This window comes from Undibacterium sp. Ren11W, from assembly GCF_049340485.1.
GTDB lineage: Bacteria > Pseudomonadota > Gammaproteobacteria > Burkholderiales > Burkholderiaceae_D > Undibacterium.
The window spans coordinates 37,679-62,914 of the sequence record NZ_JBMPPB010000015.1 but is presented as its reverse complement, the minus strand read 5'-3'; the positions used below and the strand labels follow the sequence as shown (position 1 = coordinate 62,914).

25 protein-coding genes are annotated in these 25,236 nt (G+C 48.5%); 18 read left to right on the top strand and 7 right to left on the bottom strand.

Annotation, left to right across the window (positions count from 1 at the left end; genetic code table 11):
- Positions 1-161: 161 nt before the first annotated feature.
- Entirely contained in the window at positions 162-875 is a 714-nt protein-coding gene (locus ACO0K8_RS22030; RefSeq protein ID WP_422948809.1) for a lysophospholipid acyltransferase family protein, read from the top strand.
- A 48-nt stretch (positions 876-923) separates the two neighbouring features.
- On the opposite strand, the gene ACO0K8_RS22025 is transcribed toward ACO0K8_RS22030, so the two are convergent.
- The 4 genes from ACO0K8_RS22025 to ACO0K8_RS22010 form a co-directional block, all read right to left on the bottom strand.
- Positions 924-1,775 (bottom strand): symmetrical bis(5'-nucleosyl)-tetraphosphatase, encoded by an 852-nt coding sequence (locus tag ACO0K8_RS22025; protein WP_422948808.1) that lies wholly within the window; start codon positions 1,773-1,775, stop codon positions 924-926.
- Positions 1,772-2,878, bottom strand: coding sequence for a ferrochelatase (gene hemH / locus ACO0K8_RS22020; RefSeq protein ID WP_422948807.1), 1,107 nt, complete (start codon positions 2,876-2,878; stop codon positions 1,772-1,774). Before hemH ends, ACO0K8_RS22025 begins: the two co-directional genes overlap by 4 nt.
- 64 nt (positions 2,879-2,942) lie before the next feature.
- Entirely contained in the window at positions 2,943-4,589 is a 1,647-nt protein-coding gene (gene recN, locus ACO0K8_RS22015; RefSeq protein WP_422948806.1) for a DNA repair protein RecN, read from the bottom strand.
- 96 nt (positions 4,590-4,685) lie between these two features.
- Positions 4,686-5,579 (bottom strand): NAD kinase, encoded by an 894-nt coding sequence (locus ACO0K8_RS22010; protein ID WP_422948805.1) that lies wholly within the window; start codon positions 5,577-5,579, stop codon positions 4,686-4,688.
- Positions 5,580-5,658: 79 nt separating this feature from the next.
- Here ACO0K8_RS22010 and ACO0K8_RS22005 point away from each other — a divergent pair, with 79 nt between their 5' ends.
- The 3 genes from ACO0K8_RS22005 (at position 5,659) to ACO0K8_RS21995 (ending at position 7,891) form a co-directional block, all read left to right on the top strand.
- Positions 5,659-6,345 carry an HAD family hydrolase gene (locus ACO0K8_RS22005; RefSeq protein WP_422948804.1) on the top strand — a complete coding sequence of 229 codons (687 nt, stop codon included), beginning with the start codon at positions 5,659-5,661 and terminating at the stop codon, positions 6,343-6,345.
- 81 nt (positions 6,346-6,426) lie between these two features.
- Positions 6,427-7,446 (top strand): heat-inducible transcriptional repressor HrcA, encoded by a 1,020-nt coding sequence (gene hrcA, locus ACO0K8_RS22000; protein ID WP_422948803.1) that lies wholly within the window; start codon positions 6,427-6,429, stop codon positions 7,444-7,446.
- Positions 7,447-7,486: 40 nt separating this feature from the next.
- A complete protein-coding gene (locus ACO0K8_RS21995) occupies positions 7,487-7,891 on the top strand; it encodes a response regulator (protein WP_422948802.1) in 405 nt (134 codons plus the stop codon).
- Positions 7,892-7,931: 40 nt separating this feature from the next.
- Here ACO0K8_RS21995 and fur read toward each other — a convergent pair whose 3' ends face one another.
- Entirely contained in the window at positions 7,932-8,369 is a 438-nt protein-coding gene (gene fur / locus ACO0K8_RS21990; protein WP_422948801.1) for a ferric iron uptake transcriptional regulator, read from the bottom strand.
- A 225-nt stretch (positions 8,370-8,594) separates the two neighbouring features.
- Here fur and ACO0K8_RS21985 point away from each other — a divergent pair, with 225 nt between their 5' ends.
- The 14 genes from ACO0K8_RS21985 to ACO0K8_RS21920 all read left to right on the top strand — a co-directional run bounded on the left by ACO0K8_RS21985 (position 8,595) and on the right by ACO0K8_RS21920 (position 22,924).
- On the top strand, positions 8,595-9,029 hold the full coding sequence (locus ACO0K8_RS21985; protein WP_422948800.1) for an outer membrane protein assembly factor BamE: 435 nt from the start codon (positions 8,595-8,597) through the stop codon (positions 9,027-9,029).
- 14 nt (positions 9,030-9,043) lie between these two features.
- On the top strand, positions 9,044-9,850 hold the full coding sequence (gene dapB / locus ACO0K8_RS21980) for a 4-hydroxy-tetrahydrodipicolinate reductase (RefSeq protein ID WP_422948799.1): 807 nt from the start codon (positions 9,044-9,046) through the stop codon (positions 9,848-9,850).
- 21 nt (positions 9,851-9,871) lie between these two features.
- On the top strand, positions 9,872-10,531 hold the full coding sequence (locus ACO0K8_RS21975; RefSeq protein WP_422948798.1) for a MotA/TolQ/ExbB proton channel family protein: 660 nt from the start codon (positions 9,872-9,874) through the stop codon (positions 10,529-10,531).
- A gap of 28 nt (positions 10,532-10,559) precedes the next feature.
- Positions 10,560-11,015, top strand: a complete 456-nt coding sequence (locus ACO0K8_RS21970) for an ExbD/TolR family protein (protein WP_422948797.1) — start codon at positions 10,560-10,562, stop codon at positions 11,013-11,015.
- A gap of 109 nt (positions 11,016-11,124) precedes the next feature.
- The gene (leuS, locus tag ACO0K8_RS21965) at positions 11,125-13,770 is read left to right on the top strand and encodes a leucine--tRNA ligase (protein WP_422948796.1); all 2,646 of its coding nucleotides are present in this window, start codon (positions 11,125-11,127) and stop codon (positions 13,768-13,770) included.
- On the top strand, positions 13,770-14,285 hold the full coding sequence (gene lptE, locus ACO0K8_RS21960; RefSeq protein ID WP_422948795.1) for an LPS assembly lipoprotein LptE: 516 nt from the start codon (positions 13,770-13,772) through the stop codon (positions 14,283-14,285). The genes leuS and lptE overlap by 1 nt, the downstream gene beginning before the upstream one ends.
- Positions 14,286-14,289: 4 nt before the next feature.
- A complete protein-coding gene (gene holA / locus ACO0K8_RS21955; protein ID WP_422948794.1) occupies positions 14,290-15,321 on the top strand; it encodes a DNA polymerase III subunit delta in 1,032 nt (343 codons plus the stop codon).
- Positions 15,322-15,499: 178 nt separating this feature from the next.
- Positions 15,500-16,765 carry a glutamate-5-semialdehyde dehydrogenase gene (locus tag ACO0K8_RS21950; protein WP_422948827.1) on the top strand — a complete coding sequence of 422 codons (1,266 nt, stop codon included), beginning with the start codon at positions 15,500-15,502 and terminating at the stop codon, positions 16,763-16,765.
- Positions 16,766-16,898: 133 nt separating this feature from the next.
- Positions 16,899-17,321, top strand: a complete 423-nt coding sequence (locus ACO0K8_RS21945) for a CopD family protein (RefSeq protein WP_422948793.1) — start codon at positions 16,899-16,901, stop codon at positions 17,319-17,321.
- Positions 17,322-17,376: 55 nt separating this feature from the next.
- Positions 17,377-17,979 (top strand): 2-hydroxychromene-2-carboxylate isomerase, encoded by a 603-nt coding sequence (locus ACO0K8_RS21940; RefSeq protein WP_422948792.1) that lies wholly within the window; start codon positions 17,377-17,379, stop codon positions 17,977-17,979.
- Positions 17,980-18,136: 157 nt separating this feature from the next.
- Positions 18,137-19,354 carry a THUMP domain-containing class I SAM-dependent RNA methyltransferase gene (locus ACO0K8_RS21935; RefSeq protein WP_422948791.1) on the top strand — a complete coding sequence of 406 codons (1,218 nt, stop codon included), beginning with the start codon at positions 18,137-18,139 and terminating at the stop codon, positions 19,352-19,354.
- Between the two features lie 244 nt (positions 19,355-19,598).
- Entirely contained in the window at positions 19,599-20,810 is a 1,212-nt protein-coding gene (locus ACO0K8_RS21930; RefSeq protein ID WP_422948790.1) for a multidrug effflux MFS transporter, read from the top strand.
- 385 nt (positions 20,811-21,195) lie between these two features.
- Entirely contained in the window at positions 21,196-22,215 is a 1,020-nt protein-coding gene (locus ACO0K8_RS21925; protein WP_422948789.1) for a porin, read from the top strand.
- A gap of 202 nt (positions 22,216-22,417) precedes the next feature.
- On the top strand, positions 22,418-22,924 hold the full coding sequence (locus ACO0K8_RS21920) for a DUF3016 domain-containing protein (protein ID WP_422948788.1): 507 nt from the start codon (positions 22,418-22,420) through the stop codon (positions 22,922-22,924).
- 122 nt (positions 22,925-23,046) lie between these two features.
- On the opposite strand, the gene ACO0K8_RS21915 is transcribed toward ACO0K8_RS21920, so the two are convergent.
- Complete coding sequence (locus tag ACO0K8_RS21915; RefSeq protein WP_422948787.1) at positions 23,047-23,652, bottom strand: chalcone isomerase family protein; 606 nt, start codon at positions 23,650-23,652, stop codon at positions 23,047-23,049.
- 62 nt (positions 23,653-23,714) lie between these two features.
- Positions 23,715-24,734, bottom strand: coding sequence for a SphA family protein (locus ACO0K8_RS21910; protein WP_422948786.1), 1,020 nt, complete (start codon positions 24,732-24,734; stop codon positions 23,715-23,717).
- Positions 24,735-25,236: the final 502 nt, after the last annotated feature.

The following is a 25,236-nucleotide window of genomic DNA, read 5'->3' as shown; positions in this document are numbered from 1 at the left end:
CTTAATCTTTAATCTATAATTTTAAGTTGAGAAATGGGGAGTATGCGTAACTCCTCCCCGTTTGCGCATTGTTATTGCGCGCAATTTTAAATAATTACCTATACTCCTGGTGAGTATGTACCTAGAGGCAGTGCATGGTCGCTTGGCGTTTGATATGTTTGATGTCCCATCTCCTGGTGGGTTTGTTGATAGGTGGGGTATGCTTCCCCTTGAGTAAAGTTGCGACTCATGAGCGCTTAATACGCTGGTGGTCTGGGCGTTTACTTGCGATCTGCCGGGTGCAATTGAAATTCATTGATTGCAGTGAGGGCACCGCCGTGTCACGTGCGCTGATCGTCTCTAACCATGTGTCATGGCTGGATATTTTTGTCATGAATGCGCAACAGCCCTGTTATTTTGTCGCTAAATCCGATATCCGTAGCTGGCCGATGATAGGCTGGCTTAGTCAAAAAGCCGGAACAATTTTTCTTGAGCGCGGCAAGCAAAGGGAAGTAAGGCGCATCTATGAAGGCTTGGTGCAGCAGATCCATGCCGGCAAGCGCATTGCATTTTTTCCTGAAGGGACTACGGCTGCACAAGGATCAATTTTACCTTTTCATGCGAATCTGTTTGAGGCTGCGATTGAGGCGCAAGTACCGATAGAGCCTTTCTCTATCCGCTATCTCGATGCCAGTAACAAGCTACATCCTGCGGTCGATTTTATTGGCGAGATGACGATAGTTGAGAGCATGCAGGCAATCTTAAAGGGTGGTGAAATTACCGCAGAGCTGCGTCAGTTACGCTCCATTAGTACAGAAGATGCACACCGCCGGGAAATCGCACTAGCTGCGCGACTGGCGGTAGCGCAAAGTTTAGGCATAGAGATAAAAGCCTAAAAAAACTTAAAAAAACGCCAGCAACACGCTGAGTGTAGGCTTGCGCGATTACTTGGTTTTTCCCGGTGGCAGTTGCTGAGGGCATTCCACTTGCAGTAAATCTCGGCCAGGCAGGGAAATGGCAGTCAGTTTGCCACCCCAGACGCAGCCGGTATCGAGGCTGATCAGGTCCGGGCGTAGTACTAAACCTAGCGTCGACCAGTGCCCAAAGATTACCGTGTGATTTGCGCTTTTTCGGTTCGCAATGTCAAACCAGGGGGCAAATCCTGGTGGAGCATTCGCCGTGCCATCCTTACTGGCAAAATCCATCACGCCATCGCCGCTGCAATAGCGCATGCGGGTGAGTGCGTTGATGATGCAGCGCCAACGCTCGCTTCCTTGTAAGGCATCGCTCCAGCGATCAGGGGTGTTGCCATACATCTCACGTAATAAACCCAGCCAGTCAGAACCGCGCAGTATCTGCTCTACCTCTTGCGCCAGGTTGAGAGTCTTCTCTATGCTCCAAGCAGGAAAAAGCCCTGCATGCACCAGTAGATGGCCTTGTTCTAATATAGCTAGCGGCCGATGACGTAACCAGTCTAGTAATTCTTCGCAGTCCGGTGCCTTTAAAATCTCGTCCAGAGTATCGCTTTTGTGGCTTGGACGTATGCCATTGGCGACAGCCAGCAAATGCAAATCGTGATTGCCCAAGACGCTGTCCGCGCGCGCGCCCATGGCCTTGACCAGCCTTAAGGTCTGTAGTGATTTAGGACCACGATTGACCAGATCGCCAGCAAACAAAATCTTTGCTGTCGGTGCTGCAAGTGCGATTAACTCTAGCAATTGCTCAAGTTGATCGCAGCATCCTTGTATGTCACCGATGACATAACAGGTTTGTGGCGAATTTTTTAGGGTGCTCAATGTTCTGCACCTAAACGTTTAGCTTCTGATCTACTCAGTAAGGCGCGTTGTTTTAGTTGTTCGCGCAAGCTGCCCGTTATCATGGTGGGCCATCCTATCAGATGTTGTTCGGTAATTTCGGCCAGCGCGCGCAGCCATTCTGGAGATTCATTCAAACAAGGAATATAGTGAAATTCTTTACCGCCAGCTTGCAAAAAGTCATGTCGCACTTCCATCGCGACCTCCTCCAGAGTTTCGAGGCAGTCGGCAATAAAGCCCGGACACACAACGTCTATACGTTTTATTCCCTGTTTTCCCAATTCCTGCACGGACGTAGCGGTGTAGGGTTGCAGCCATTCAGCGCGTCCCAGTCTAGACTGGAAAGTGACCATGTACTGATCTTTGTTTAAGCCCAATTGTTCGGCCAGCAAGCGCGCAGTTTTGTAGCACTCGCAGTGATACGGGTCGCCCCGCATTAAAAAGGCTTTTGGCAAACCATGGAAACTCATAACCAGTTTGTCTGGCCGCCCATTGCTTTGCCAGTAATGCAGGATAGAGTGTTTCAGTGCCTGAATATAGGCTTCATGGTCATGATAGTTTTTGATAAAGCGCAGTTCAGGAATATTTCTCACTTGCTGATAATGGCTAAATACTGCGTCGAAATTAGACGCTGTGGTGGTGGCAGAGTATTGCGGATACGCTGGCAGTATCAGTAGGCGCTCATAGCCTTCAGCTTTAAGTTTAGTCAGCACTTCCGGGATATTGGTCGATCCATAGCGCATGGCATAGGTGACTTTCACTTCGTGACCACGTTCACCGAGATAACCTTGCAGTAATAAGGCCTGCTTTTCCGTATGGATTTTCAGAGGGGATCCATCCTTACTCCAGATGGACGCATACTTGGCTGCCGATTTGCTAGAACGAAATGGCAGTATGATCAGATTGAGTATCAGCCACCAAACCGCCCTGGGGATTTCCACCACTCTATGGTCCGATAAGAATTCTTTTAGATAGCGTCGTACCGCTGCCGTGGTCGGGGCATCGGGGGTGCCAAGATTAATTAGTACGACTGCGGTTTTGGCGATCGTTCCGTGAGCGTAGGGCGGCTCTTTATGAAAGGGCATAATATTTTTCGTCTTAACTTTTTTGATGTTGCGTTTGAACTTAATTGAACTGTTTCACTTGCAGCTAAGACGCTAACAATTCTCTGGCATGTTTGCGCGTGGTCGCTGTGATTTCTATGCCGCCTAACATGCGTGCGATTTCTTCGACTCTTTGCTTGTTGTCCAGGTTGTCTATGCGCGATACCGTGCGACCTGCATCGTTGCCCTTGCTGACTTCGAAGTGATGGTTAGCCTGGCTCGCCACCTGTGGCAAGTGAGTGACGCATAAGACCTGACGATCTTGGCCCAACCGTTTTAGTAGTCGGCCAACTACCTCAGCCACACCGCCCCCGATACCGCTGTCGACTTCATCGAAAATTAAGGTGGGGGTCGCGGTCGCGCAAGACGTAATGACGGAAATGGCCAATGAAATGCGTGCCAGTTCACCACCAGATGCCACCTTCGCCAACGGTCTGGCTTGCACTCCTGCGTGTCCTGCAACCATAAACTCTATTTGCTCTACCCCGGTTGAAGTCGCTTCGCAAGGGTTGAGAGCGATGTCAAAAGATCCGCCTGCCATACTCAGGTCTTGCATCGCGCTGCTGACCGCTTTCGCTAGATCTTGCGCCACCTTAGCGCGAGCCTGACTGAGTTTTTTTGCCTGGGCTAAGTAGCTCTGCTGCGCTTCTTGTTCCTGAGCTTTAAGCGCAGCGATATCTGAGATGCCGGATAATTGGTGTAACTGTGTAGAGAGCGTTGCCAATTCCTGATGCAGTAATTCGGGAGCTAGATGAAAGCGCCTTGCCGTGGCGTGCAATACTTCGACTCTGGCGTCGACTTCGCGCAGACGTGCAGGGTCGAGCTCGACGCGGCCTAAATAATCATTGAGTGCATAGGCACTCTCTTGCAAGTTAATGCGCGCCGAATCGAGAGCTTCTATCACGGGCGTCAATGCAGCGTCGTAGCTCTGCAATTTAGAGAGTTTTTGGTGTAGCGAAGTGAGTTGAGACAACATAGGATGCTCAGATTCCGAGATCAGATCGGCGGCTTCTTGCGCACCCTCTAACAGGCTGGCAGCATGTGCCAGCCGGCTGTGTTCGTGACTGATGGATTCCCACTCGCCAGGTTTGACCTGGAGTTTTTCTAGTTCACTGACTTGCCACTCCAGACGTTCTTTTTCTAGCAGAATATTTTTAGCATTGCTTTCAAACTGCTCGCGTTGCTTGCTTACATTCCGCCACTGTTTAAACAGCGTGCTTATCGCTATGACTTGGTTTTGTAAGCCCCCCTGCATATCGAGTAAGTCACGTTGAGCATAGGCTTTTAAGAGAGATTGATGGGCGTGCTGACCATGGATGTCGACTAACATATCGCCCAATTCACGTAATTGAGATGCGGTGGCGCTACTGCCGTTGATGTAGGCTTTGGAACGACCGGCATTGTCTATCACTCGTCTGAGCAATAATTCGTGTTCTGGATCGCTGAAGTCATTTTCTTCCAGCCACTGCGCGCTTTGCTGGTTGATAGAAAACGCGGCGCAGATATCCGCTTTGGCGGCACCTTCTCTGACCATGCTGGCATCGCCACGACCGCCCAGCGCTAACGCCAGTGCGTCAATTAAAATAGATTTTCCAGCACCGGTTTCTCCTGTGAAAACGGTAAATCCATTTGAAAATTCTAGTTCTATCGCATCAACGATAACGAAATCACGTATAGCAAGCGTGCGCAGCATAGGGTTTGACTGGAGAAGGTTGAGGGAAATTGAGTTGCTGGAAATTAAAACGGACAATAGTGCGGTAACATCGTAAGCTAAAAACTAGCGCTTATTTTAACGTAAAGCGCCTTCCACCGAGGGATACTCATTCCAGTGCAATTTTTCTCTTAATGTATCGTAATAATTCCAGCCTTGCGGGTGCAGGAAGGTGACCGTATGGGCTGAACGCTTGATGATTATCCTATCCTTGTAAAGTAAGCTGGCGAAGGATTGCATATCAAAATTGACGCTGATATCACGTCCGGCCACGATTTCTATGCAAATCTCGCTAGAGTCAGGCAAAACGATAGGGCGATTGGACAGCGCATGTGGTGCGATAGGCACCATGACGATGCCCGATAAACTTGGGTGCAGTAGAGGGCCGCCAGCCGATAGAGAATAGGCCGTAGAGCCGGTCGGGGTGGAAACAATCAGGCCGTCGGAACGTTGATTGTACATAAACTGCTGGTCAACATCGACCCGCAATTCGACCATGCCAGAGCCTGCGCCACGCGAAACTACGATATCATTGAATGCCATGCCGCTAAAAATCTGATTGCCATCGCGTATTACGATTGCTTGCAATAAACTGCGGCGCTCAGAAACGTATTTTCCATCTAGCATTTCCGCGATGACGGGTATCATGCGCTCCAGAGGGATGTCCGTAATAAAGCCCAACCGGCCTTGATTAATGCCTATCAACGGGACATTGTAAGGCGCCAGTTGACGCGCTATTCCCAGCATAGTGCCATCGCCACCGAGGACGATGGCGGCATCCGCATATTTGCCAATTTCTGGCGCGTCCATTTGGTTGAAATTCCTCAGATCCATGTTGAGTGCTGTTTCTGACTCTAGCACTACGGTATGTCCGGCATGGTCCAAAAAATTTGCCAGTTCTATCAGGGACTCGGTAATGCCTGGGGCATTGTACTTACCGACTAGTGCGATAGTTTTTGCAGGAGAAGTCATAAAGTACGTGGATTGATCGCAAAGATGAGCCAGATTAGAACATAATTACTCATATTGTGAATATCAAAAGTGAGTAAGTATGAGTATTAAAGCGGTGCTGTTTGATCTGGACGACACTTTGTGGCCTGTGGAGGCCGTCATTATGCAGGCCGAACTGAGCTTACATCAGTGGATGGAAGTTCATGTGCCTGAAGTTGTTCAACATCATACGATAGAGAGTTTGCGCAAACGCAGGCAGGCTTTGGTGAGAACTAATCCGCGCTTCGAGTATGATTTATGGGCGCTTCGGCATACCATGTTAAGTCAGGTGTTTCGTGAATTTGGCAGCGATCAAAGTTTGGCTGATCAGGCCATGGCTGTGTTTGCTGACGCGCGCAATAAGGTGCAATTGTATGATGAGGTCATTCCAGTGTTGAGTCAGTTGCATGCTCAGATCTTGTTAGGCTCAATCTCGAACGGCTTTGCTGATTTACAGGCGATAGGTTTGGCGCAGTATTTTAAGGTGTCGTTGGCCGCGCATAGTTTTGGTTGCGCCAAGCCTGATCCGCGTATTTTTACAGCCGCCTGCGCCGCCTTAAATTTATTGCCTCAGCAAGTTTTGTTTGTGGGGGATGACTTGGCTTTGGATGTCGCAGCAGCGCAGCAGGTAGGAATGCAGGGCGTATGGATGAATCGTCGATATTTAAAGCCCGAAGAAACGTCTCATCAACACGTCAAGCCGGATGCCACAATTTCGAATTTGAATGAAATTTTTACTTATCTGTAATGATGCAATCTGAACATTTATGAGCTCCAGACGCACAGAGTATTTCCGATTTTTTACTTAATATTTTTTGATCAAATACTTATGCAACTTGATAATCGTGCACAAACCCTGCTCAAGGCTCTGGTGGAGCGCTATATCGCAGATGGACAACCAGTCGGTTCGCGTGCCTTGTCGCAAATATCCGGGCTAGAATTATCGTCGGCCACCATACGCAATGTGATGGCCGATCTTGAGCATATGGGCTTTGTCACTAGCCCACATACTTCGGCGGGGCGGGTACCGACACCGCGTGGTTATCGCGTTTTTGTCGATCAATTATTGACGGTGCAGGTGATTGATGAGGCCGCTCTGGAGTCGCGCTTGCAGTCGCGTATTTTCTCCACTCCACCGCAAAAAATTATTGCCAATGCAGCCCAGGTATTGTCGTCCTTGTCGCAGTTTGCAGGAGTAGTCATGACCGCGCGTCAGGAGTCTATCTTTCAGCAGGTCGAATTTTTACGTTTATCTGAAAAACGTATCTTGTTGGTCGTAGTCACTCCCAGTAAGGAAGTACACAATCGCTTACTGCTCACAGATGTCGATTACAGTCCGTCTCAGTTGGTGCAGGCGGCCAATTATCTGAATCAAAATTTTGGCGGGCTTAGTTTCGACGATGCGCGCTTGCGTATCAATACTGAGTTGCGGCAATTGCGCGACGATATGTCGCGCTTAATGCAGGCAGCGGTGGAAGCTGGAAGCGATGCCATGGCTGAGCACGCGGACGATGTTGTGATCTCGGGTGAACGCAATTTGTTGAATGTGGCAGATCTATCGTCGAATATGACGTCTTTGCGTAAGTTATTTGATATGTTTGAGCAGAAAACTGGCTTAATGCAATTGCTTGATGTATCGAGTAAGGCTACTGGAGTACAGATTTTTATCGGTGGCGAATCCAATCTAGTGCCTATGGATGAGATGAGTGTGGTGACTGCGCCGTACGAAGTTAATGGTAAAATTGTAGGCACATTGGGGGTGATAGGGCCGACCCGCATGGCTTATGAAAGGGTAATTCCGATTGTCGATATTACCGCCAAACTTCTATCTAATGCACTTAGTCATTAAGTAAAAATACGAGAAATTTATCAATCAATAATGGACTTCTATGTTAAATAATAAAGATATTTCCATACTGATAGTTGACGACAGTGATATTACCCGCGAAACATTAAGAGTGATCTTGAGAAGCGAGGGATACGATTTAGTGGGCGAAGCTACCGATGGTGATGTCGCGCATGAAATGGCGATTAAATTCAAACCCAATATTATTTTGCTTGATGTCATCATGCCTAAGGTCAGCGGTTTAGAGGCATTAAAAAGTATTAAGCTAGTTATGCCTGAAGTGCTGATTTTGATGGTGACCGCAAATAAGGATCAAGAAACGGTGACTGAGGCTGTACATGCCGGGATCAGTGGGTATATCGTTAAACCATTTAATGCGAAAAAAGTGCTAGATGCGGTAGCGCAAGTGGCGACAAAAATTCGTCAGCAGCGCCAGGTCGCTCAATAATATCTGACGTGAATACGATTTAAATAGAAGCCTGAAAAGCTTAGTTTTTTCTGTTTTTTGGGCCGCAACCAGGCTTGGAGCAATATCCGTAAAGCGCTAAAGCATGATCTGAAATGGTAAAACCTTTAGTATCTGCGATTGCTTGCTGTCTACGTTCTATTTCCTCATCATAAAATTCTTCGACCATCCCACAATTGAGGCAAACCAAGTGATCATGGTGCGAGCCTTCATTTAATTCAAAGATAGCTTTGCCGGTTTCAAAATGATTGCGGTGTAATAAACCGGCTTGCTCGAATTGTGTCAATACCCGATAGACTGTGGCTAAGCCCACGTCCATATTTTCATTCAGCAGGATCTTATATACATCTTCCGCTGTCAAATGGCGGACTGTGCTGCTTTGGAATATTTCTAAGATTTTCAGGCGTGGTAAGGTTGCCTTTAATCCGCTAGCTTTGAGGTTGGGAGTGCTATTCGTCATGTTTTCGGTAAAATAATTACTATCTGCTTTATGATATAGGGTTTTGGCGACTGCTTAATATTTATATTGCCATCTTATCTGAAATTTGCAGCCCCTACATTTTTGCTCAATATATTGAGGTTATCTATGCGATTGATGTTTTGTAAGAAATCCCACCACACACTAGGCGCATTGCTTAGCCTCAGCTTGGCTGTTTTTTTATCTGGCTGCACTACAAAGAACCCCTTGCTCAAAGATGTACCGGTAGTCAGTACCGAGGCGGATGGTACTCAAGTGATTGCTCCCACAGGCTTAAATAAGCTGTTTGGCTACGTATCGCCATATCGTATGACGATACAGCAAGGAAACTTCGTTTCTCAAGAAATGGTTAGTCAGCTAAAAAATGGCATGACACGCGAACAAGTGCGCTTCCTGCTTGGCACTGCCTTATTGACTGACATGTTTCATGAAGACCGATGGGACTATCCTTTCCGTTTGCTGAAGACGGATGGTGAGTTGGTGACCAGTCGTGTTACCGTCTACTTTAAGAATAATACCGTGGAGCGTTTTGAAGGCGGTAATTTACCAACTGAAAAAGACTACCTGGCGCACATTACCAGTTCGGCTATCGGCATGAAGGCGGCAACTTCACCTGATATAGAAGCCCCTAAGAAAAAATAAGAAAGACTAGTGACATGACAGCATTGAAAATTGCAGTGGCAGGTGCATCTGGCCGCATGGGGAAGATGTTGATAGAGAGCATTGCCGAGGCTGAAGACACTGTTTTGGCGGGAGCTTTGGATATTCCTGAATCGCCATTTCTTGGCAGCGATGCCGCCTCCACTTTGGGGAAACTTTCGGGTGTGTTGATTGCCTCAGATTTTTCTGAAGCACTGGCAAATTCTGATTATCTGATTGATTTTACCCGCCCAGAAGGAACTCTCAAACATTTGGAATACTGTGCCGAGCATGGTATCAAGATGATCATCGGTACAACGGGTTTCGATGAAGCGGGCAAGGCGGCGATTGCTGCTGCGGCAGAAAAAACTGCGATCGTATTTGCGCCGAATATGAGTGTGGGCGTGAATGTCACCTTGAAGCTATTAGAAATGGCAGCGAAAAATTTTTCGCACGGCTATGACATTGAGATAGTCGAGGCGCACCATCGCCATAAAATTGACGCGCCATCTGGCACTGCTCTGAAAATGGGCGAGGTGATCGCCGATACTTTAGGTCGTGACTTAAATGAAGTCGGTGTGTTTTCACGGGTAGGTGTTACCGGTGAGCGCGATCCTTCTTCTATCGGTTTTGCGACGATACGTGGCGGCGATATAGTCGGTGACCATACGGTTTTGTTTGCCGGTATTGGTGAAAGGGTGGAGATCTCGCACAAATCATCCAGTCGGGTTACCTACGTGCACGGCAGTTTGCGTGCGGCTCGTTTTCTGGCGGATAAAAAGACCGGACTTTACGATATGTATGATGTGCTAGGCTTAAATTGAAACTGAGCTGAGATATTCAAAATGACTTCAGCGCTCACACAGTATTGGATACAAGTGGACGGCTTTAGTCATTTGTTGAGCTATGTTTTGCTGTTGATGTCATTTTTGAGTTGGACTACTATTCTCGCTAAAACTTGGTCATTTTGGCAAATTCGTGCGGCAGCCGTAAATTTACCCGCGTTTTGGAAATCACCGACGAATCAAGACGCACTCGCGTTGCTCAGCGCAGCGGATAAACAGGATGTGTTCGCAAGTCTGGCGCGGCTAGCGCTCGCTGCGATTGATCCAAACCAGCGCAGTGGCGGATTAAATGCCAAGGCTGAAATTGCGGATGTACTTACTCAGGTCCTGCGGCAGGAACTCAATCGGGTCACTGTCAAGCTAGAGTCCGGCTTGAATTTACTGGCGTCGATAGGTGCGACCGCTCCTTTTGTCGGATTGCTGGGAACCGTCTGGGGCATTTATCACGCCCTGAGCACGGTCGCTGGTTCTGGGGCGGTGCAGATAGATCAGTTGGCCGGACCGGTAGGCGAGGCCTTGATCATGACCGCACTAGGGCTGGTCGTGGCGATTCCTGCGGTATTATCGTATAACGCATTTAACCGGATTAACCGAATAACTTTTGCCGAATTGGATGCATTTGCCTACGATTTGCACGCCCATCTAAGCAGAGTTGAATAGTATTCAGCGTGTGCACCGGAGTAAGGTAATGGCTTTTGGGAAATTTAACGGACGCTCGGAACGTAGCCCATTACTGAGCATCTCGGATATTAACGTGACACCCATGGTGGACGTGATGCTGGTGTTGTTGGTGATTTTCATACTTACTGCACCTTTGCTACTGCACTCCATACCACTCGCATTACCTAAGGTGCAGGCTCAGGCTGCACCGCAAGCTGCAGACGCGGCTACGCTTTCTATGGATGCCAAAGGCGATTTGTATTGGAATGCCGAGCCTATAAAATTGGCCGAACTTGATGCCAAGTTATCTGCATTGGTGAAAAAAAATCCGCAAGTTGAATTGCGACTGCGCGCAGATCAGTCCACCCAATACGGTCTCATTGCGCAAGTCATGGCGGCAGCGCAGGCGCAAGGAATAAGTAAAATCGGCTTTGTTACTGCATCCACTACAGAGTCCAATTCTGCTAAAGCAAACAAAAATTAGAGTACGTCTGGATGCTGCGCATTTTTGAATACGCCCACTAAGCAGTTATAATTCAGGGTTCATAGCAATTTCCGCGCAATTTATCTGTCATCGCCACTATTGAGTCCTCATGCAAGAAAAATATACCCCATCTGAAGTCGAGCAATCAGCACAGACGCATTGGAAGCAAATCGATGCCTATACAACGGTAGAGAACGATACGCGTTTTCCCAAAGGTAAATACTACGCCTGCTCGATGCTGCCTTACCCTTCAGGTAAATTGCACATGGGCCATGTGCGTAACTACACGATTAATGACATGCTGGCGCGCCAGTTGCGCATGAAAGGCTATAACGTCTTGATGCCTATGGGCTGGGACGCCTTTGGCCTGCCTGCGGAAAACGCGGCGATTGCATATAAAAAATCTCCGTCAGAGTGGACTTACGCAAATATCGAAGACATGAAGTCGCAAATGCAGCCCTTAGGCCTGGCATTTGACTGGACCCGTGAAGTGGCGACCTGTGATCCAGATTATTATCGCTGGAATCAATGGCTGTTTCTAAAGATGCTGGAAAAAGGCATTGCGTATAAAAAAACCCAGGTAGTCAATTGGGATCCTGTTGATCAAACTGTGTTGGCGAATGAGCAGGTGATCGATGGGCGCGGCTGGCGCTCCGGTGCTTTAGTTGAAAAACGTGAAATTCCCGGCTATTACTTCGGCATTACCCAATATGCCGATGAATTGCTTGATAGCATAGACGAACTGGATGGCTGGCCTGATCAGGTCCGCACCATGCAGCGTAACTGGATAGGCAAGAGCGAAGGGGTGCGCTTTGCCTTCCCGCATCAGATCACAGATGCTTCCGGCACGCTGCTGCAAGACGGCAAGATGTATGTGTTCACTACGCGTCCTGACACCATTATGGGTGTGACTTTTTGCGCGGTGGCGGCGGAGCATCCGATTGCGACAGTCGCTGCACAAAATAATCCAGCGTTGGCGGCCTTCATCGAAGTCTGCAAAGCCGGTGGCACCACCGAAGCTGAGATGGCGACCAAGGAAAAAGAAGGTATGCCTACCGGCTTGTTTGTCACCCATCCTTTGACAGGTGAGCAGGTTGAGGTGTGGGTCGGCAATTACGTCTTGATGACATATGGCGATGGCGCAGTAATGGGGGTGCCAGCGCATGATGAGCGCGATTTTGCCTTTGCTAAAAAATATCAGATCGCCATCAAGCAAGTGGTAGCGGTTGAAGGCGAAACCTTTACTACGGATGCCTGGGCCGACTCTTACGGCGACAAGCAGCGTGGTATTACAGTTAATTCTGGCAAGTATGATGGCCTCGCTTACAAAGCTGCAGTCGATGCGGTGGCAGTCGATTTGGCAGAAAAGCAAATCGGTGAAAAGAAAACTACCTGGCGTCTGCGTGACTGGGGTATTTCCCGTCAGCGTTACTGGGGCACGCCGATTCCCATCATTCATTGCGAATCTTGCGGTGATGTGCCAGTGCCTTACGCTGACTTGCCGGTTGTGTTACCGACCGAATGTATTCCTGATGGATCTGGTAATCCATTAAAAACGCATGCGGCATTTTTGAATGTGCCATGTCCAAAATGTGGCAAACCAGCGCAACGCGAAACCGACACCATGGATACCTTTGTCGATTCAAGCTGGTATTTTATGCGCTATACCTGCCCGGATGCGGCGACCATGGTCGATGAGCGCAACGACTATTGGATGGGTGATGCCGGTATGGATCAGTACATCGGTGGCGTTGAGCATGCGGTCTTGCATTTACTGTATGCACGTTTCTGGACTAAGGCCATGCGCGACATGGGATTGGTTAAAATCTCTGAGCCGTTCAAGAACTTATTCACGCAAGGGATGCTGCTGAACGAATCCTATTATCGTGAAGAAGCCAGCGGCAAAAAGATCTGGTTTTATCCGAATGAAATCGAAGTGCAATACGACGAAAAAAGTCGCCCGGTTGCCGCCATCCTGAAAAGCGATGGTCAGCCTGTGCAAATGGGCGGCATAGAGAAAATGTCGAAGTCCAAGAATAATGTAGTGGAGCCGAAAGACATTATTGAGCAATTTGGCGCCGATACTGCACGTTTGTTTACCATGTTTGCCGGTCCTCCGGATCAAAGCGCTGCCTGGAACAATAGCGGGGTAGAGGGCGCGGCGCGCTATCTGCGTCGTCTTTGGGCGACCGCTTTGAAGTTATCAGCGACGGTTGCCAGTGCTGCTGGCACAAGCATTGATGCGGATAGCTTTGCAGCCGACGTCAAGAGTTTGCGACGCGAAGTGCATCTGACTTTAAAACAGATCGATGCCGATTACGAGCGTTTGCAATACAACACCGTAGTCTCGGGTGCTATGAAATTGCTCAACGCGATAGAGTCGTTCAAGCCTGAAGGTGAAGGGCATGCGGCAGTGCTGCGTGAATCCTTCGGCATCCTGTTGCGTGCGTTGTATCCGGTTTGTCCGCATATCACGCATGCGCTCTGGGTGGCGCTTGGTCTGGCGGCAGAATTTGGCGAGATCATCGATGCGCCTTGGCCGCAAGTCGACGAGGCCGCTTTGGTGCAGAATGAAATCGAGCTGATGATACAAGTCAATGGCAAATTGCGCGGTAGCGTCAAGGTCGCCAAAGATGCAGATAAGGCGACGATAGAGGCAGCTGCGCTGGCGGTTGAAAGCGTGCAAAAATTCCTCGAAGGGCCGCCGAAAAAGGTAATTATCGTGCCAGGAAAATTAGTGAATATCGTCGCCTGATGAAACACTCCGCCTCTTCTATTCGCAAGTGGCTGAGCGCGCTTGGCATCATCGCCGTGATGCTGAGCGTGTCCGCTTGCGGCTTTGCCTTGCGCGGAGCCGTAGTGTTTCCCTTCAATAGTATTTTTATTGACATGCCGCTCAATTCGCCTTTAGGTGGTGAGTTGAAAAGAAATATTCGTTCCAGTGGCCAGACCACCATAGCCTTGGATGCCAAAAGTGCCGATGTGGCGCTGCAAGTGCTGGCCGAAACCCGGGAGAAAGCGATACTTTCCTACAATAGTCAGGGGCGCGCGCGCGAATATAACCTGATCTATAATTTTCGTTTTCGGGTGGTCGATACAACCGGTAAGGAAGTCTTAGTCCCGACCGTGATCAGTTTAAAACGGACTATCAGTTTTAATGAATCCCAAGTGCTGGCGAAAGAATCCGAAGAAGGATTACTGTATCGCGACATGCAAAGTGATTTGGTGCAGCAGATCATGCGCCGGCTCGCCGTGCTGAAAATGGAATAACAGCATGCAATTGCGCTTTGATGCGGTTGACGCTCATCTCTCTAAAGGTCTGGCTGCCTTGTATGTTATCACCAGTGATGAGCATTTACTGGCGCTGGAAACTGCCGATAAAATCCGCCGGGTTGCCAAGGCTCAGGGGTATTTTGAGCGTGATATCCTGACGGTAGAGCGTAGTTTCAAATGGGGCGCCTTACTGGCGGCGAATCAATCGCAATCGCTGTTTGGCGATAAAAAATTGATCGATTTGCGTATTCCTACCGGCAAACCAGGTAAAGATGGCGGTGCCGCGATACAGGAATATATCTCCAAGCTTTCTCCCGATAATCTGACGCTGATCACCCTACCTAAGCTAGATTGGGCGACCCAAAAGGCGGCGTGGGTGGCGAGTTTGCAGCAAGCTGCCGTGTATATCGATATTCCTCTGGTGGAGCGGGCGCAATTGCCAGGCTGGATCTCGCAGCGCCTGTCAGCCCAAGGGCAGAGTGCCGATAGGCAAAGCCTCGATTTCATCGCCGATAGAGTCGAGGGTAATCTGCTTGCCGCGCATCAGGAAATCCAAAAACTAGGTCTGTTGCAGGCACCCGGCAAGCTCAGTTTTGAAGTGATCCACGATGCCGTGCTCAATGTGGCGCGCTACGATGTGTTTAAACTTAATGAGGCAATGCTGATCGGTGACGTGGCACGTCTGGTGCGCATGCTGGAAGGTTTGAAGGGCGAGGGCGAGGCGCTGCCGCTAGTGCTATGGGCCGTCGCCGAAGAATTGCGTACCTTGCTCAAACTCAAAGCCGGAATGGCACAGGGGCGACCTTTAGGTGTGATGCTGAAAGAATTCAGGATCTGGGGCCCACGCGAAAAGTTGATGGAGCCCGCTTTGCGGCGCGTCAGCCTGGCCAGCTTGCAGGCTGCACTGCAAGAGGCGGCGCAAGTCGATAAAATGGTTAAGGGTTTACGCGCCAAGGCTTTTGCTGGTGATGCATGGGATGCCTTGCTGCAATTGGGTCTAAGAGTGGCGCGCAGCACTCCAGGTTCAGCCTGAAATTACCCTGCTCTTCTTACTCTCCTTTTGATAAAAAAAGGGAGTATAGGCAAAAATCGCATGATTTGCGCACATCCTGATTGCGTGATAAAAATATACGGGGTGGAGTATGTACTCAGAGCAAAGATCACCTTAGCCCCCTTTGCTAGACTAGACACAAATGAGCTTGAAAGCCGAGATGGATATCAAAGACTACATGAATGAGCTAGGCATGCGCGCCCGTAAGGCGTCAAGTGCCATGGCGAAAGCCGACAGTGCCACCAAAAATTTGGCCCTGCAACTGATCGCCGCGGCGATCCGGCGCGAAGCGGCAGTCTTGCGCGCCGCCAATGAGCTTGATCTGGCGGCAGCCAAAGCGGGCGGTATGGATGCTGCCATGCTCGACCGGCTCACTTTGTCCGAGCAGGCCATCGCCAAAATGGCCGAAGGCCTGGAGCAAATTGTCAGTTTGGCCGATCCCATCGGCGAGATTTCGAATATGAAGTATCGGCCTAGTGGCATACAGGTCGGTCAGATGCGGGTACCGCTGGGCGTGATCGGCATTATTTACGAAGCCCGTCCAAACGTCACGGTGGATGCTGCCGGGCTGTGTATCAAGAGTGGGAATGCGACTATCTTGCGCGGCGGTTCCGAGGCGATACACTGCAATCAGGCGCTGGCAACGCTGGTCAAAGAAGGTTTGGCTGGCGCTGGTTTGCCAGCCGATGCGGTACAAATCGTCGCCACTACCGATAGAGCCGCGGTGGGCGAATTGATTACTATGCCGCAGTATGTTGACGTGATCGTGCCGCGTGGCGGCAAAGGCCTCATCGAACGACTGATGCGTGAAGCCACAGTACCTATGATCAAGCATCTCGATGGTATTTGCCATGTGTATATCGATGGCAAAGCCGATCTGAAAAAGGCGACCGCAATTGCCTTTAATGCCAAATGTCACCGCTATGGCACTTGCAACACCATGGAAACTCTGTTGGTGGCGCAGAGTATCGCGCCGCAAGTATTGCCGCTGCTTGCCGAGCCGTACGCCGGCAAACAAGTTGAGTTGCGTTGTGATGCCGCTGCAGCGCAGATTTTGGCTGGATATCCGTATCTGGCCAGCGCCAATGAAGCTGACTGGAGTACTGAATATCTGGCGCCTATCCTTGCGGTTAAAGTGGTGGCCGATATGGATGAAGCAATTACCCATATCAATACCTACTCCTCCAAGCATACCGAGTCTATCGTTACCGAGGATTACAGCCTGGCCATGCGCTTCCTGCGCGAGGTCGATTCTGCCTCGGTGATGGTGAATGCATCGACCCGCTTTGCCGATGGTTTTGAATACGGCTTGGGTGCCGAAATTGGGATTTCCAACGACAAGTTGCATGCCCGTGGACCGGTCGGTCTGGAAGGCCTGACATCATTAAAATACGTGGTGTTTGGGCATGGTGAAGTGCGTGAGTAAGTGCGTGAATAAGTGCCATGCAAACGGCGTGCCGCCTTGCAAGGCGACACCGTTACGCAGGCACGGGGCATGCCCCGCGAAGTCCCTGCTACACCACGGTGAAGTACGCGAATAATTAATTAGGAAAAAACTCATGCTCTGGATTAAAGCTTTACACATCGTCTTTATCGTCTCCTGGTTCGCTGGCTTGTTTTACCTGCCCAGAATTTTTGTCAACTTGGCGCAGGAAGCGGAGGCCAATACCACCGAACGTTTGTTGCTGATGGCGCGCAAACTATATCGCTTTATGACGATGTTGGCGGTTCCTGCACTGGGCCTGGGTATCTGGTTGTGGATGGGTTACGGCATAGGGCGCGGCCCCGGCAATGGCTGGATGCATGCCAAACTGGCTATCGTGCTGCTAGTGATAGGCTATCATCATGCCTGCGGTAGCATCCTGAAAAAATTTGAAGCCCAGCGCAATACCCGCAGCCATATCTGGTATCGCTATTTCAATGAGGTTCCGGTGATTTTGCTGTTGATTGCGGTGATCCTGGTCGTTGTAAAACCGTTTTAATAAAGTAGTCTAAAATTTTTATCAGTTTTGTCGCTAACAGCAATCGGAGTTGAGCATGAGTAAAGTCTGTGAATACTATTTTTCACCGCAATCGCCTTGGGCCTATCTAGGGCATCAGCGCTTGGTTGATCTGGCGAAAAAGCAGGGCGTCAAGATAGAGATTAAGCCCTTCGATCTGGCTAAAGTATTTGCGATTTCCGGCGGATTGCCTTTAGCAAAACGCGCACCGCAACGTCAGGCTTATCGTCTGACAGAAATGCGGCGCTGGAGTGAGCATCTGGCACTACCCATGCATCTGCAGCCGACTTTTTTTCCGGTTGCGGCTGATCCGGCGGCACTGATGATTATCGCCGCCCAATTGGCGCATGGAACTGAGGCTGCGCTCAATTTGAGTGGTGCTATCATGCGGGCAGTATGGGCCGAGCAAAAAAATATCGCCGACCCGGATACTCTGGCCGGGCTGGCTTTCGATTGCGAACTGGACGGCAAGCAATTGCTAAAATCCGCCGAAACCGCCAGCGTACAAGCCGAGTACGATAGATTCACTAACGAGGCGATTGCCGCCAATGTGTTTGGCGTACCCTGGTTCATTTATCAAGGTGAAAGTTTTTGGGGCCAGGATAGACTAGAGTTTTTGGAGCGGGCTTTTCAGAAATAAGCGACCGCAAACACGGCAGCAAACATGGCAGTAAGCTCAGTGCAATAATTGAGCAGTAAGTTGAGCAGTAAGTTGAGCAGTAAGTAGTTTCGTCACACCCTGGCAGGCACGGTGCCTGCAGGTTTAATTTGAATCACAACGGATAAAAGGTTCACCCATGAAAACACGTTATTCCTATTTTTGCCCTTGCCCACGCGGGCTGGAAGCGGCATTAGCCGAAGAGCTCAATGAAATTGGCCTGATCAATAAAACCCTGCACGTGCATACCCAAGTGCCGGGCGGCGTGCATTGCTCCGGCGAATTATCGGACGCCTATCGCATCAATCTGTATTCGCGTATCGCCTCACGCTGTCTGCTGCGCATGGCGCATTCAGGTTATCTCAATGAGAACGATATTTATGATCTGACCTTGGAGCAGCCTTGGGAAGACTGGTTCGGCTATCACCACACGATACGGGTCGATGTCACCGGTATCAAATGCCCGCTCAAGAGTCTCGAATTTGCTACCTTGAAAATCAAAGATGCGATCTGCGACCGTTTCCGCGATCAATTTACCCAGCGCCCATCGGTTGATACTAAATTGCCGGATATGCGTATTGTCGGCTTTTTGGATGCGCGTAATTTTACGGTGTATTTGGATACTTCCGGCGAAGCCTTGTTCAAGCGCGGCTGGCGCCTGGAGACTGGCGATGCCCCGCTACGTGAAAACTTGGCGGCAGGATTGTTACGTACTGCTGGCTGGAAGCCAGGCATACCATTACTCGATCCTATGTGCGGCTCTGGCACCATACTGATCGAGGCTGCGCAAATGCTGGCCGGAATACCTCCTGGTTTGCATAGAGAGTTCGCGTTCGAGAAATTTGCTAGTTTCGACCAGGAAGAATGGCAAGCAATTAAAGACCAGGTCAAGCTGACGCATGTTCCAGAAGTGCCTAGTATTTTCGGAAGTGACATTTCCGGCGACGCCATCGTCATGACTCGGAATAATTTGAACAAGGCCGGGATTAAATTTGAAGTGCCACTCAAGCAGATAGAAGCGCAAGAGATCAAGGCGCCGACCGAAACTCCGGGTATCTTGTTAACCAATCCTCCTTACGGCGAGCGTATCGGTGTACGTGGCGATGGCAGTCTGGAACCGGATGAAATGGCGCGTGATTTTTTCAGCTCTTTCAGCACTACTTTGAAGCAACGATTTACCGGCTGGAGCGTGTTCTTGTTTACCGCAGATTTGGGCTTGCCTAAGTTCTTGCGTTTAAAAGAATCGCGCAAAACGCCATTTTTCAACGGTGCGCTGGAATGTCGCTTATTCCGTTTTGATATGGTAGCGGGCTTTAATCGCCGCGAAGAAGCGAAACCGAAGTCAGATGCTGAATAGCTAAAACAAGATCATGAAAAAGCGCAAACCGTCCCGGCCGTGCGCTTTTTTTTATAGGAGTCGCTGAGGCGCAATCCACATGCGGCTTGCAGGCCAAACCGGCTCAAGACCCGCATGTCTATTGCGCACTGGGCTTGCCTTGATTTAAAAATGAACTCAGACCTAGGCATCTTGTCTAGCAACAGCGCACATGGTGCGCCTGAGTGCGCTTGCACATTGCAGACATTCATCCCAATTAATTTCCATGCAAACACGCCCTCATTACAGTAACGTCGCTTTAGCCAGCTTATTGGCAGCCTTGGCCATGCTGGGGCCGTTTTCTATCGACACGTATTTGCCGGCTTTCCCGGCGATACAGAGCAGCTTGCAGGCTAGCTCAATAGAGGTGCAGCAAACGCTGACCGCGTATCTGTTGTCTTTCTCGGCCATGGCTCTGTGGCATGGCGCCTTATCGGATGCTTTTGGGCGACGTAATGTAGTGCTGGTGTCGCTAGTCATTTTCGCGATCGCCTCGTTTGGCTGCGCCTCTGCACATAGCGTGCACTATCTGTGGGGCTTTCGCATACTGCAAGGAGTGTCCGCCGGTGCCGGTATGGTGATAGGGCGCGCCATCATCCGTGATCTGTATGCAGGCGCACCGGCCGAACGGCTCTTGTCTATGGTAACCATGATCTTTTCGATCGCGCCGGCGATCGCCCCGATTATCGGAGGCTGGATAGTCGGTTTCAGCAATTGGCGCAGTATATTTTTATTGTTGTTTGCGTATACCGGTTTGTTGCTATGGGCTTGCTACCGATATCTGCCAGAATCTCTGCCGCCAGAAAAACGCCAGCCCTTCAGTGCAGAATTTTTGTGGAACAGCTATAAAAAAGTATTTAAATCACCTTTATTTTTTTTTAAGGCAGGTACTATTGCCTGCAATTTTGCCGGCCTGTTCTTGTACGTATCGGCTGCACCTGCCTTTATTACTCAACATTTAAAATTGGGGGCGGATCAATTCGGCTGGCAATTTGTGCCGTCTGTGGCGGGTATTTTTCTTGGTGCACTGGCTGCCAATCGTTTGGCTGGCAGAGTCGCAGCATCGCTACAGCTAGCGGTAGGCTTCGGTTTCTTACTTGGCGCTGCCATCTGCAATGTGATTTTTCACGCGATTTGGCCGCCTATGTTGCCCTGGTCGGTGCTGCCGCTATTTTTTTATACCTTTGGTATGTCCCTGGTCGCGCCGCCAGTAACGATTAGAGTTCTCGACCTATTTCCCCACATACGTGGAATCGTCGCTTCCTGCCAGTCGTCTATGTTGACACTATTGGGGGCGATAGTTGCCGGGATTATTGCGCCTGCGCTGGATCATTCCGCTTTCTTATTGGCCTGTGGACAACTGCTATTCGCCATTCTGGGATTCTTGCTTTGGTACACGGGGCGCAAGTACCGACGCGCCATGCTTGCCCATGCGTAAATTGTCGCGAAAATGCCACGTTAAAAAATATCTTATCAAAGGGTCTTGAAATCGTTTTAAGTAGCCTTACTTCATTGGTGCTATGCAGCATGGGTGTTTTTTAGTTATAATGCGAACTAATTTGTTAATGTTGTATCTAACAAATCTCGTTGACTTGTGTCACAAGATGTCATTTGCAGTAATGTTGATGGCATGCCACATAGGCGAGAATGTTGTTGGCAGTGCTTAGGAAATTCATCAAATTGTCATTTTCCGCAGGTATAGTGTTTATTGTCATTGGATAGCAATATAAGTTCAAGGCTTTAAATAAGACCTGCAAACCTTTTTCTGTTGTGTGTTTGTTGTGTTGCAGCAGAAATTAATTTTTATATTTTGGATAAAAGCTATGAAAAAATCATTACTCGCGCTCGCTCTGATGGGTGCTTTCTCCGGTGCCGCTTTGGCTCAATCTTCTGTGACTGTCTACGGTGTTGTAGATATGGGCGTGCAGCGTGACGACAATGGCTTGTCTACAAATGGTACTAAGTACTCTTTAGATAGCGGTAACCAATCCGGTTCACGTCTGGGTTTCAAAGGTACTGAAGATCTGGGCAATGGCTTGAAAGCTAACTTCGTATTGGAAATGGGTATCTTGGCTGATACAGGCGCTTCCGATCAAAAAGGTTTGGGCTTCGGTCGTCAAGCGTATGTAGGTTTGGCTGGTGATTTCGGTGCGGTTAACTTTGGTCGTCAAAAATCTTTGACTTATGTTGCTTCTGAGTCTATCGATCCTTTCGGTGTTGGTTTGGCTGGTAACATGAACCGTTTGTTCAGCACAGTGACCCGCGTTGACAATGCTGCTATCTACTCTACTCCTAACATGAGTGGTTTCTCTGCTGCTGCCTTGTATTCTTTCGGCGAACAAGCTGGTAACAATTCTGCACTGAGCATTGGTTCTTTGTCTGGTACTTACAGCGCTGGTCCTGTATTCGCTAGCATCGTTTACGAAAAAGCAAAAGATGCTCAAAGCCCAGCGGTTACTATTGCTAACACTGGCGAAAAAACTTTGATCGGTGGTTCTTATGACTTCGGTATGGCCAAAGCTCACGCTGCCTACGAATTGCTCAAAGGCGGCCAATCAGGTACTACTGTTGCTTTGACTAAGAAAAACGTATGGATGATTGGTGCAACTGTACCAGTTGGCGCCGGCGCAATCTTGGCTGATTACACACGTATCACTGATACAGTCACTAGCAACGCAAATGCAACTCAGTTTGCTTTGGGTTACACATACAACTTGTCCAAGCGTACTAACCTGTACACTTCTTACTCACAAACTAAGAACGATACACAATCTGCATACAATGCAGGTGGTAAAGGTTTGACAGACAAATTGTTCAATGCTGGTATCCGTCACGCTTTCTAATCACATGCAGGCGTAAGCCTGTATTGATTTGAGTTGATAAAAAGGAGGGCTTTTTAGCCCTCCTTTTTTTATTTTCTAAAAATACTTTCTTTGCGCTGGAACTCTGTTTTACTTGCAGACTCGAACTAAAGAGCATTAAATTTTTGATTACATATTTATGTAAGCTCGAGTCGCTTGTTTTTATCTAAAAAGGAGATTCAGCATGAAGCATCTACTCATCACGTTGATAATTGCAGCTACTTTGCCAGTCGCTGCGTTCGCTGGCGTATCCAAAGTAAGCTGGCAAGAACCAGATAAATTTACTGATGTTCGCCCAGGTAATGAAAACCGGGACGCTTTTCAAAAAAGGCTGATGAGCGATTTTGACGCCATATTTACCGATCTGGCTAAAAAACTTCCGGATGATTACCAATTAGAAGTAAACATCACTGATCTGGATTTGGCAGGGGATGTGAATGCCGGGCATAGCATGGCGAGCCGTGATATTCGTATCGTGAAAGACATCTTTAGCCCAAGTATGCGCTTTAGTTATCGCCTAACAAATTCCAAAAACGAATTAGTCTCATCTGGCCAAGAGCATCTCAGGGATATGGGCTTCATGTCGAAAACGAGACCTATTGTTAGCAATTCGTCTTTCCCATACGAAGAAAGAATGCTGCGTGACTGGTTTGATAAACAGCAAAAAAAGAAAATTTTTCCGAATCGTTAGCAGTTTGCAGCTGACATGTGCGTTGCGCTAGTAAAAGTAAAAAGACGTTCAAAAAAAATGCCGTAAATGATGCGATTAAGCACGATTTACGGCATTTACAGAGTATTCTGCGACTGCGTAATCTATTCTTTTTCACCGAGTAATTGTCGCTTTAGCTTAGGTGAGGCGCTATTGTCTCCTACCCAGATACGCATGATCGCCTGCATAGTTAAATCGTCTTTGAGGGTTTCGCCAATTTGTTTGCCGTTCGCGTAAAAAGAAGTGCCCTTACTCTTATTCCATTCTATGGACATGATATCGCCGACCTTCCAATCTCCTACAGCGGCAAAGCCCTGACCCATCGCCATTAACTGACTGAGTAATTGTATGCGTTCGTCCTTGGTAGTGCTGGTACGCATATCGGCCAAAAAGCGGCGGCTCATTAATTCACTCTCTACTGCTTTGATCATCACCAGTTTTAGACGGATAGGGCCTGGTGAGGCTAATAACTCGGCCTGAGTTGTTTTTTGCTTAGGGAGATAATAGCCAAGCGCAAAAATATTCACTCGGTTGATGACATGCACGCCCGCACCATTGAGTATCAGATTCTGACCGTCAATGACAACCGACTCCTCCATATTGACACCGTTGACATCCCTAGCGTGCGAGCTTGAAACCGCTGCAGCCATTAAACATATTGCTAGTGCTGCCGAATACGTTAATTTTATTGTGGTTTTTACAAGTTTCATTTTTCTCATGTCTCGCCCTCTAGGCTGGTAGTATTTTTATAGATTTTTTTAGAGTTAAATACTTAAAAGAGTCGTGTAAAGGTAAGTAAGGCCATATCGCCTTCTGGACGCGCTTTCGCCGAAAATTCGTGGAAGTATTTAACCTCAACCTGAGTCTTTAAATCATCGGACAGATAACTCATTACCGGACCAATCGAAGTCACCCGGGCGCGATTACCATTCAAAATTGGTACAGCGCTGGCACCCATAGGGTCGCTATCGTCGGTAGTCTGATTGATGTAGTAACCTTGCAGACCAGCTTTGATATTATTTGAAAATTGATAAGTACCTACGTATTCCGCATGTAAATACTGACCTGATTTGTAGCTGGTTGTGCGATTAGCTGTGCTGTAGTTGTAGGCTAGGGAGCCAGCAAAATCGAAGCCAGATTCAGTCGACCAAGCTGCAGAGATCAAAGGGCGATACGAATAAGAATTCATCCCTAAATTGACCTGGCTATTTTTATCGAAAGAACCGGTAGGCAAGTCTACGTTCATCGCAGCGACTAAGGACAAGCTCTCGTATTTCCAACCGATAAACGCGGTAGTTTCTACGTCACCGAGGCCGCGCTCATGTCCACTGGAAGCAAGTGATGCACTTTGCCCAATTTTTTGCTGCAAGGCAGCTGGCAATGGTGTCGTCACATTCACCACGACGTCCCTGCTTTTATTTAATAGCGGAACCGCGATATACGCACCAATACGGCCACCAAGAATAGGGTCCGGACTGATGTAGACCAGTTTTGGCACGATCGCATCGACTTTGATCTTGGCGCTGACCGTACCTCTTACCGTCACTGGGATACCTGGGACGCTCTTAGCGAATGATACGTCGTCACCGTTACCATCTTTGGCTGCACTGGCTCTATAGCTAGGCGCAATGATTTGACCATAGACACCAGAGACGGGAAGGATGGCTGAATCTAAACCCCAGATACCTATAGGGGCTGCGATTTCGCTGTTTTCGGCGGCGCTGACGAATTGGCTGGCACCGAGCAAACTGGTGGCGCTGGCGATGAGTAATAATGATTTACGTACTTGCATGATTTTTCTTTCCAAAAGTTGCGAATGAGTTCGAATGGTAAATTGCTTAAATTTTTGTTTTATCAAGGAAGGAACCTTGTCATGAATCTCAAGCGACAAAATTTAACGACAGTATCGTAAGCATTCTTAATGCTTCCCTAGCCAACAAGTGAATATGATCACATGTAAGAAGATGTAAAAAATTTCAAACTGGATAGTATCAACAGGCTATTGTCAAGAATAAATATTTTTTAGAGGTAATATTCAAAAGAGACAGTTCTCTAAGCAAGAAAACAAGAAACTTAGTTTTTTAAGTAGACTCTGCTTTACTTAATGTGTTCTTTTAACCAAAATCCTTGGACACTCTGCCTAATTGCTAGAGCTGCAACAATTACGCTGGATTTAACGACGGATAAATTTTTTAGAATGATATAAGTGTAGGATATTTGTCTAGCTTTGTAGCATTCTTTTATTTCAGACATAGTTTTATGACGGCATAATGTCGTATTTGTTGCCGTAGTTG

Bases quoted from the DNA above. Each gene is read 5' to 3' on its own strand.
- ACO0K8_RS22030 (WP_422948809.1), top strand. From the start codon at position 162: ATGTCCCATCTCCTGGTGGGTTTGTTGATAGGTGGGGTATGCTTCCCC.
- hemH (WP_422948807.1), bottom strand. From the start codon at position 2,878: ATGCCCTTTCATAAAGAGCCGCCCTACGCTCACGGAACGATCGCCAAA.
- recN (WP_422948806.1), bottom strand. From the start codon at position 4,589: ATGCTGCGCACGCTTGCTATACGTGATTTCGTTATCGTTGATGCGATA.
- ACO0K8_RS22010 (WP_422948805.1), bottom strand. From the start codon at position 5,579: ATGACTTCTCCTGCAAAAACTATCGCACTAGTCGGTAAGTACAATGCC.
- ACO0K8_RS22005 (WP_422948804.1), top strand. From the start codon at position 5,659: ATGAGTATTAAAGCGGTGCTGTTTGATCTGGACGACACTTTGTGGCCT.
- hrcA (WP_422948803.1), top strand. From the start codon at position 6,427: ATGCAACTTGATAATCGTGCACAAACCCTGCTCAAGGCTCTGGTGGAG.
- ACO0K8_RS21995 (WP_422948802.1), top strand. From the start codon at position 7,487: ATGTTAAATAATAAAGATATTTCCATACTGATAGTTGACGACAGTGAT.
- fur (WP_422948801.1), bottom strand. From the start codon at position 8,369: ATGACGAATAGCACTCCCAACCTCAAAGCTAGCGGATTAAAGGCAACC.
- dapB (WP_422948799.1), top strand. From the start codon at position 9,044: ATGACAGCATTGAAAATTGCAGTGGCAGGTGCATCTGGCCGCATGGGG.
- ACO0K8_RS21975 (WP_422948798.1), top strand. From the start codon at position 9,872: ATGACTTCAGCGCTCACACAGTATTGGATACAAGTGGACGGCTTTAGT.
- ACO0K8_RS21970 (WP_422948797.1), top strand. From the start codon at position 10,560: ATGGCTTTTGGGAAATTTAACGGACGCTCGGAACGTAGCCCATTACTG.
- leuS (WP_422948796.1), top strand. From the start codon at position 11,125: ATGCAAGAAAAATATACCCCATCTGAAGTCGAGCAATCAGCACAGACG.
- lptE (WP_422948795.1), top strand. From the start codon at position 13,770: ATGAAACACTCCGCCTCTTCTATTCGCAAGTGGCTGAGCGCGCTTGGC.
- holA (WP_422948794.1), top strand. From the start codon at position 14,290: ATGCAATTGCGCTTTGATGCGGTTGACGCTCATCTCTCTAAAGGTCTG.
- ACO0K8_RS21950 (WP_422948827.1), top strand. From the start codon at position 15,500: ATGGATATCAAAGACTACATGAATGAGCTAGGCATGCGCGCCCGTAAG.
- ACO0K8_RS21945 (WP_422948793.1), top strand. From the start codon at position 16,899: ATGCTCTGGATTAAAGCTTTACACATCGTCTTTATCGTCTCCTGGTTC.
- ACO0K8_RS21940 (WP_422948792.1), top strand. From the start codon at position 17,377: ATGAGTAAAGTCTGTGAATACTATTTTTCACCGCAATCGCCTTGGGCC.
- ACO0K8_RS21935 (WP_422948791.1), top strand. From the start codon at position 18,137: ATGAAAACACGTTATTCCTATTTTTGCCCTTGCCCACGCGGGCTGGAA.
- ACO0K8_RS21930 (WP_422948790.1), top strand. From the start codon at position 19,599: ATGCAAACACGCCCTCATTACAGTAACGTCGCTTTAGCCAGCTTATTG.
- ACO0K8_RS21925 (WP_422948789.1), top strand. From the start codon at position 21,196: ATGAAAAAATCATTACTCGCGCTCGCTCTGATGGGTGCTTTCTCCGGT.
- ACO0K8_RS21920 (WP_422948788.1), top strand. From the start codon at position 22,418: ATGAAGCATCTACTCATCACGTTGATAATTGCAGCTACTTTGCCAGTC.
- ACO0K8_RS21915 (WP_422948787.1), bottom strand. From the start codon at position 23,652: ATGAAACTTGTAAAAACCACAATAAAATTAACGTATTCGGCAGCACTA.
- ACO0K8_RS21910 (WP_422948786.1), bottom strand. From the start codon at position 24,734: ATGCAAGTACGTAAATCATTATTACTCATCGCCAGCGCCACCAGTTTG.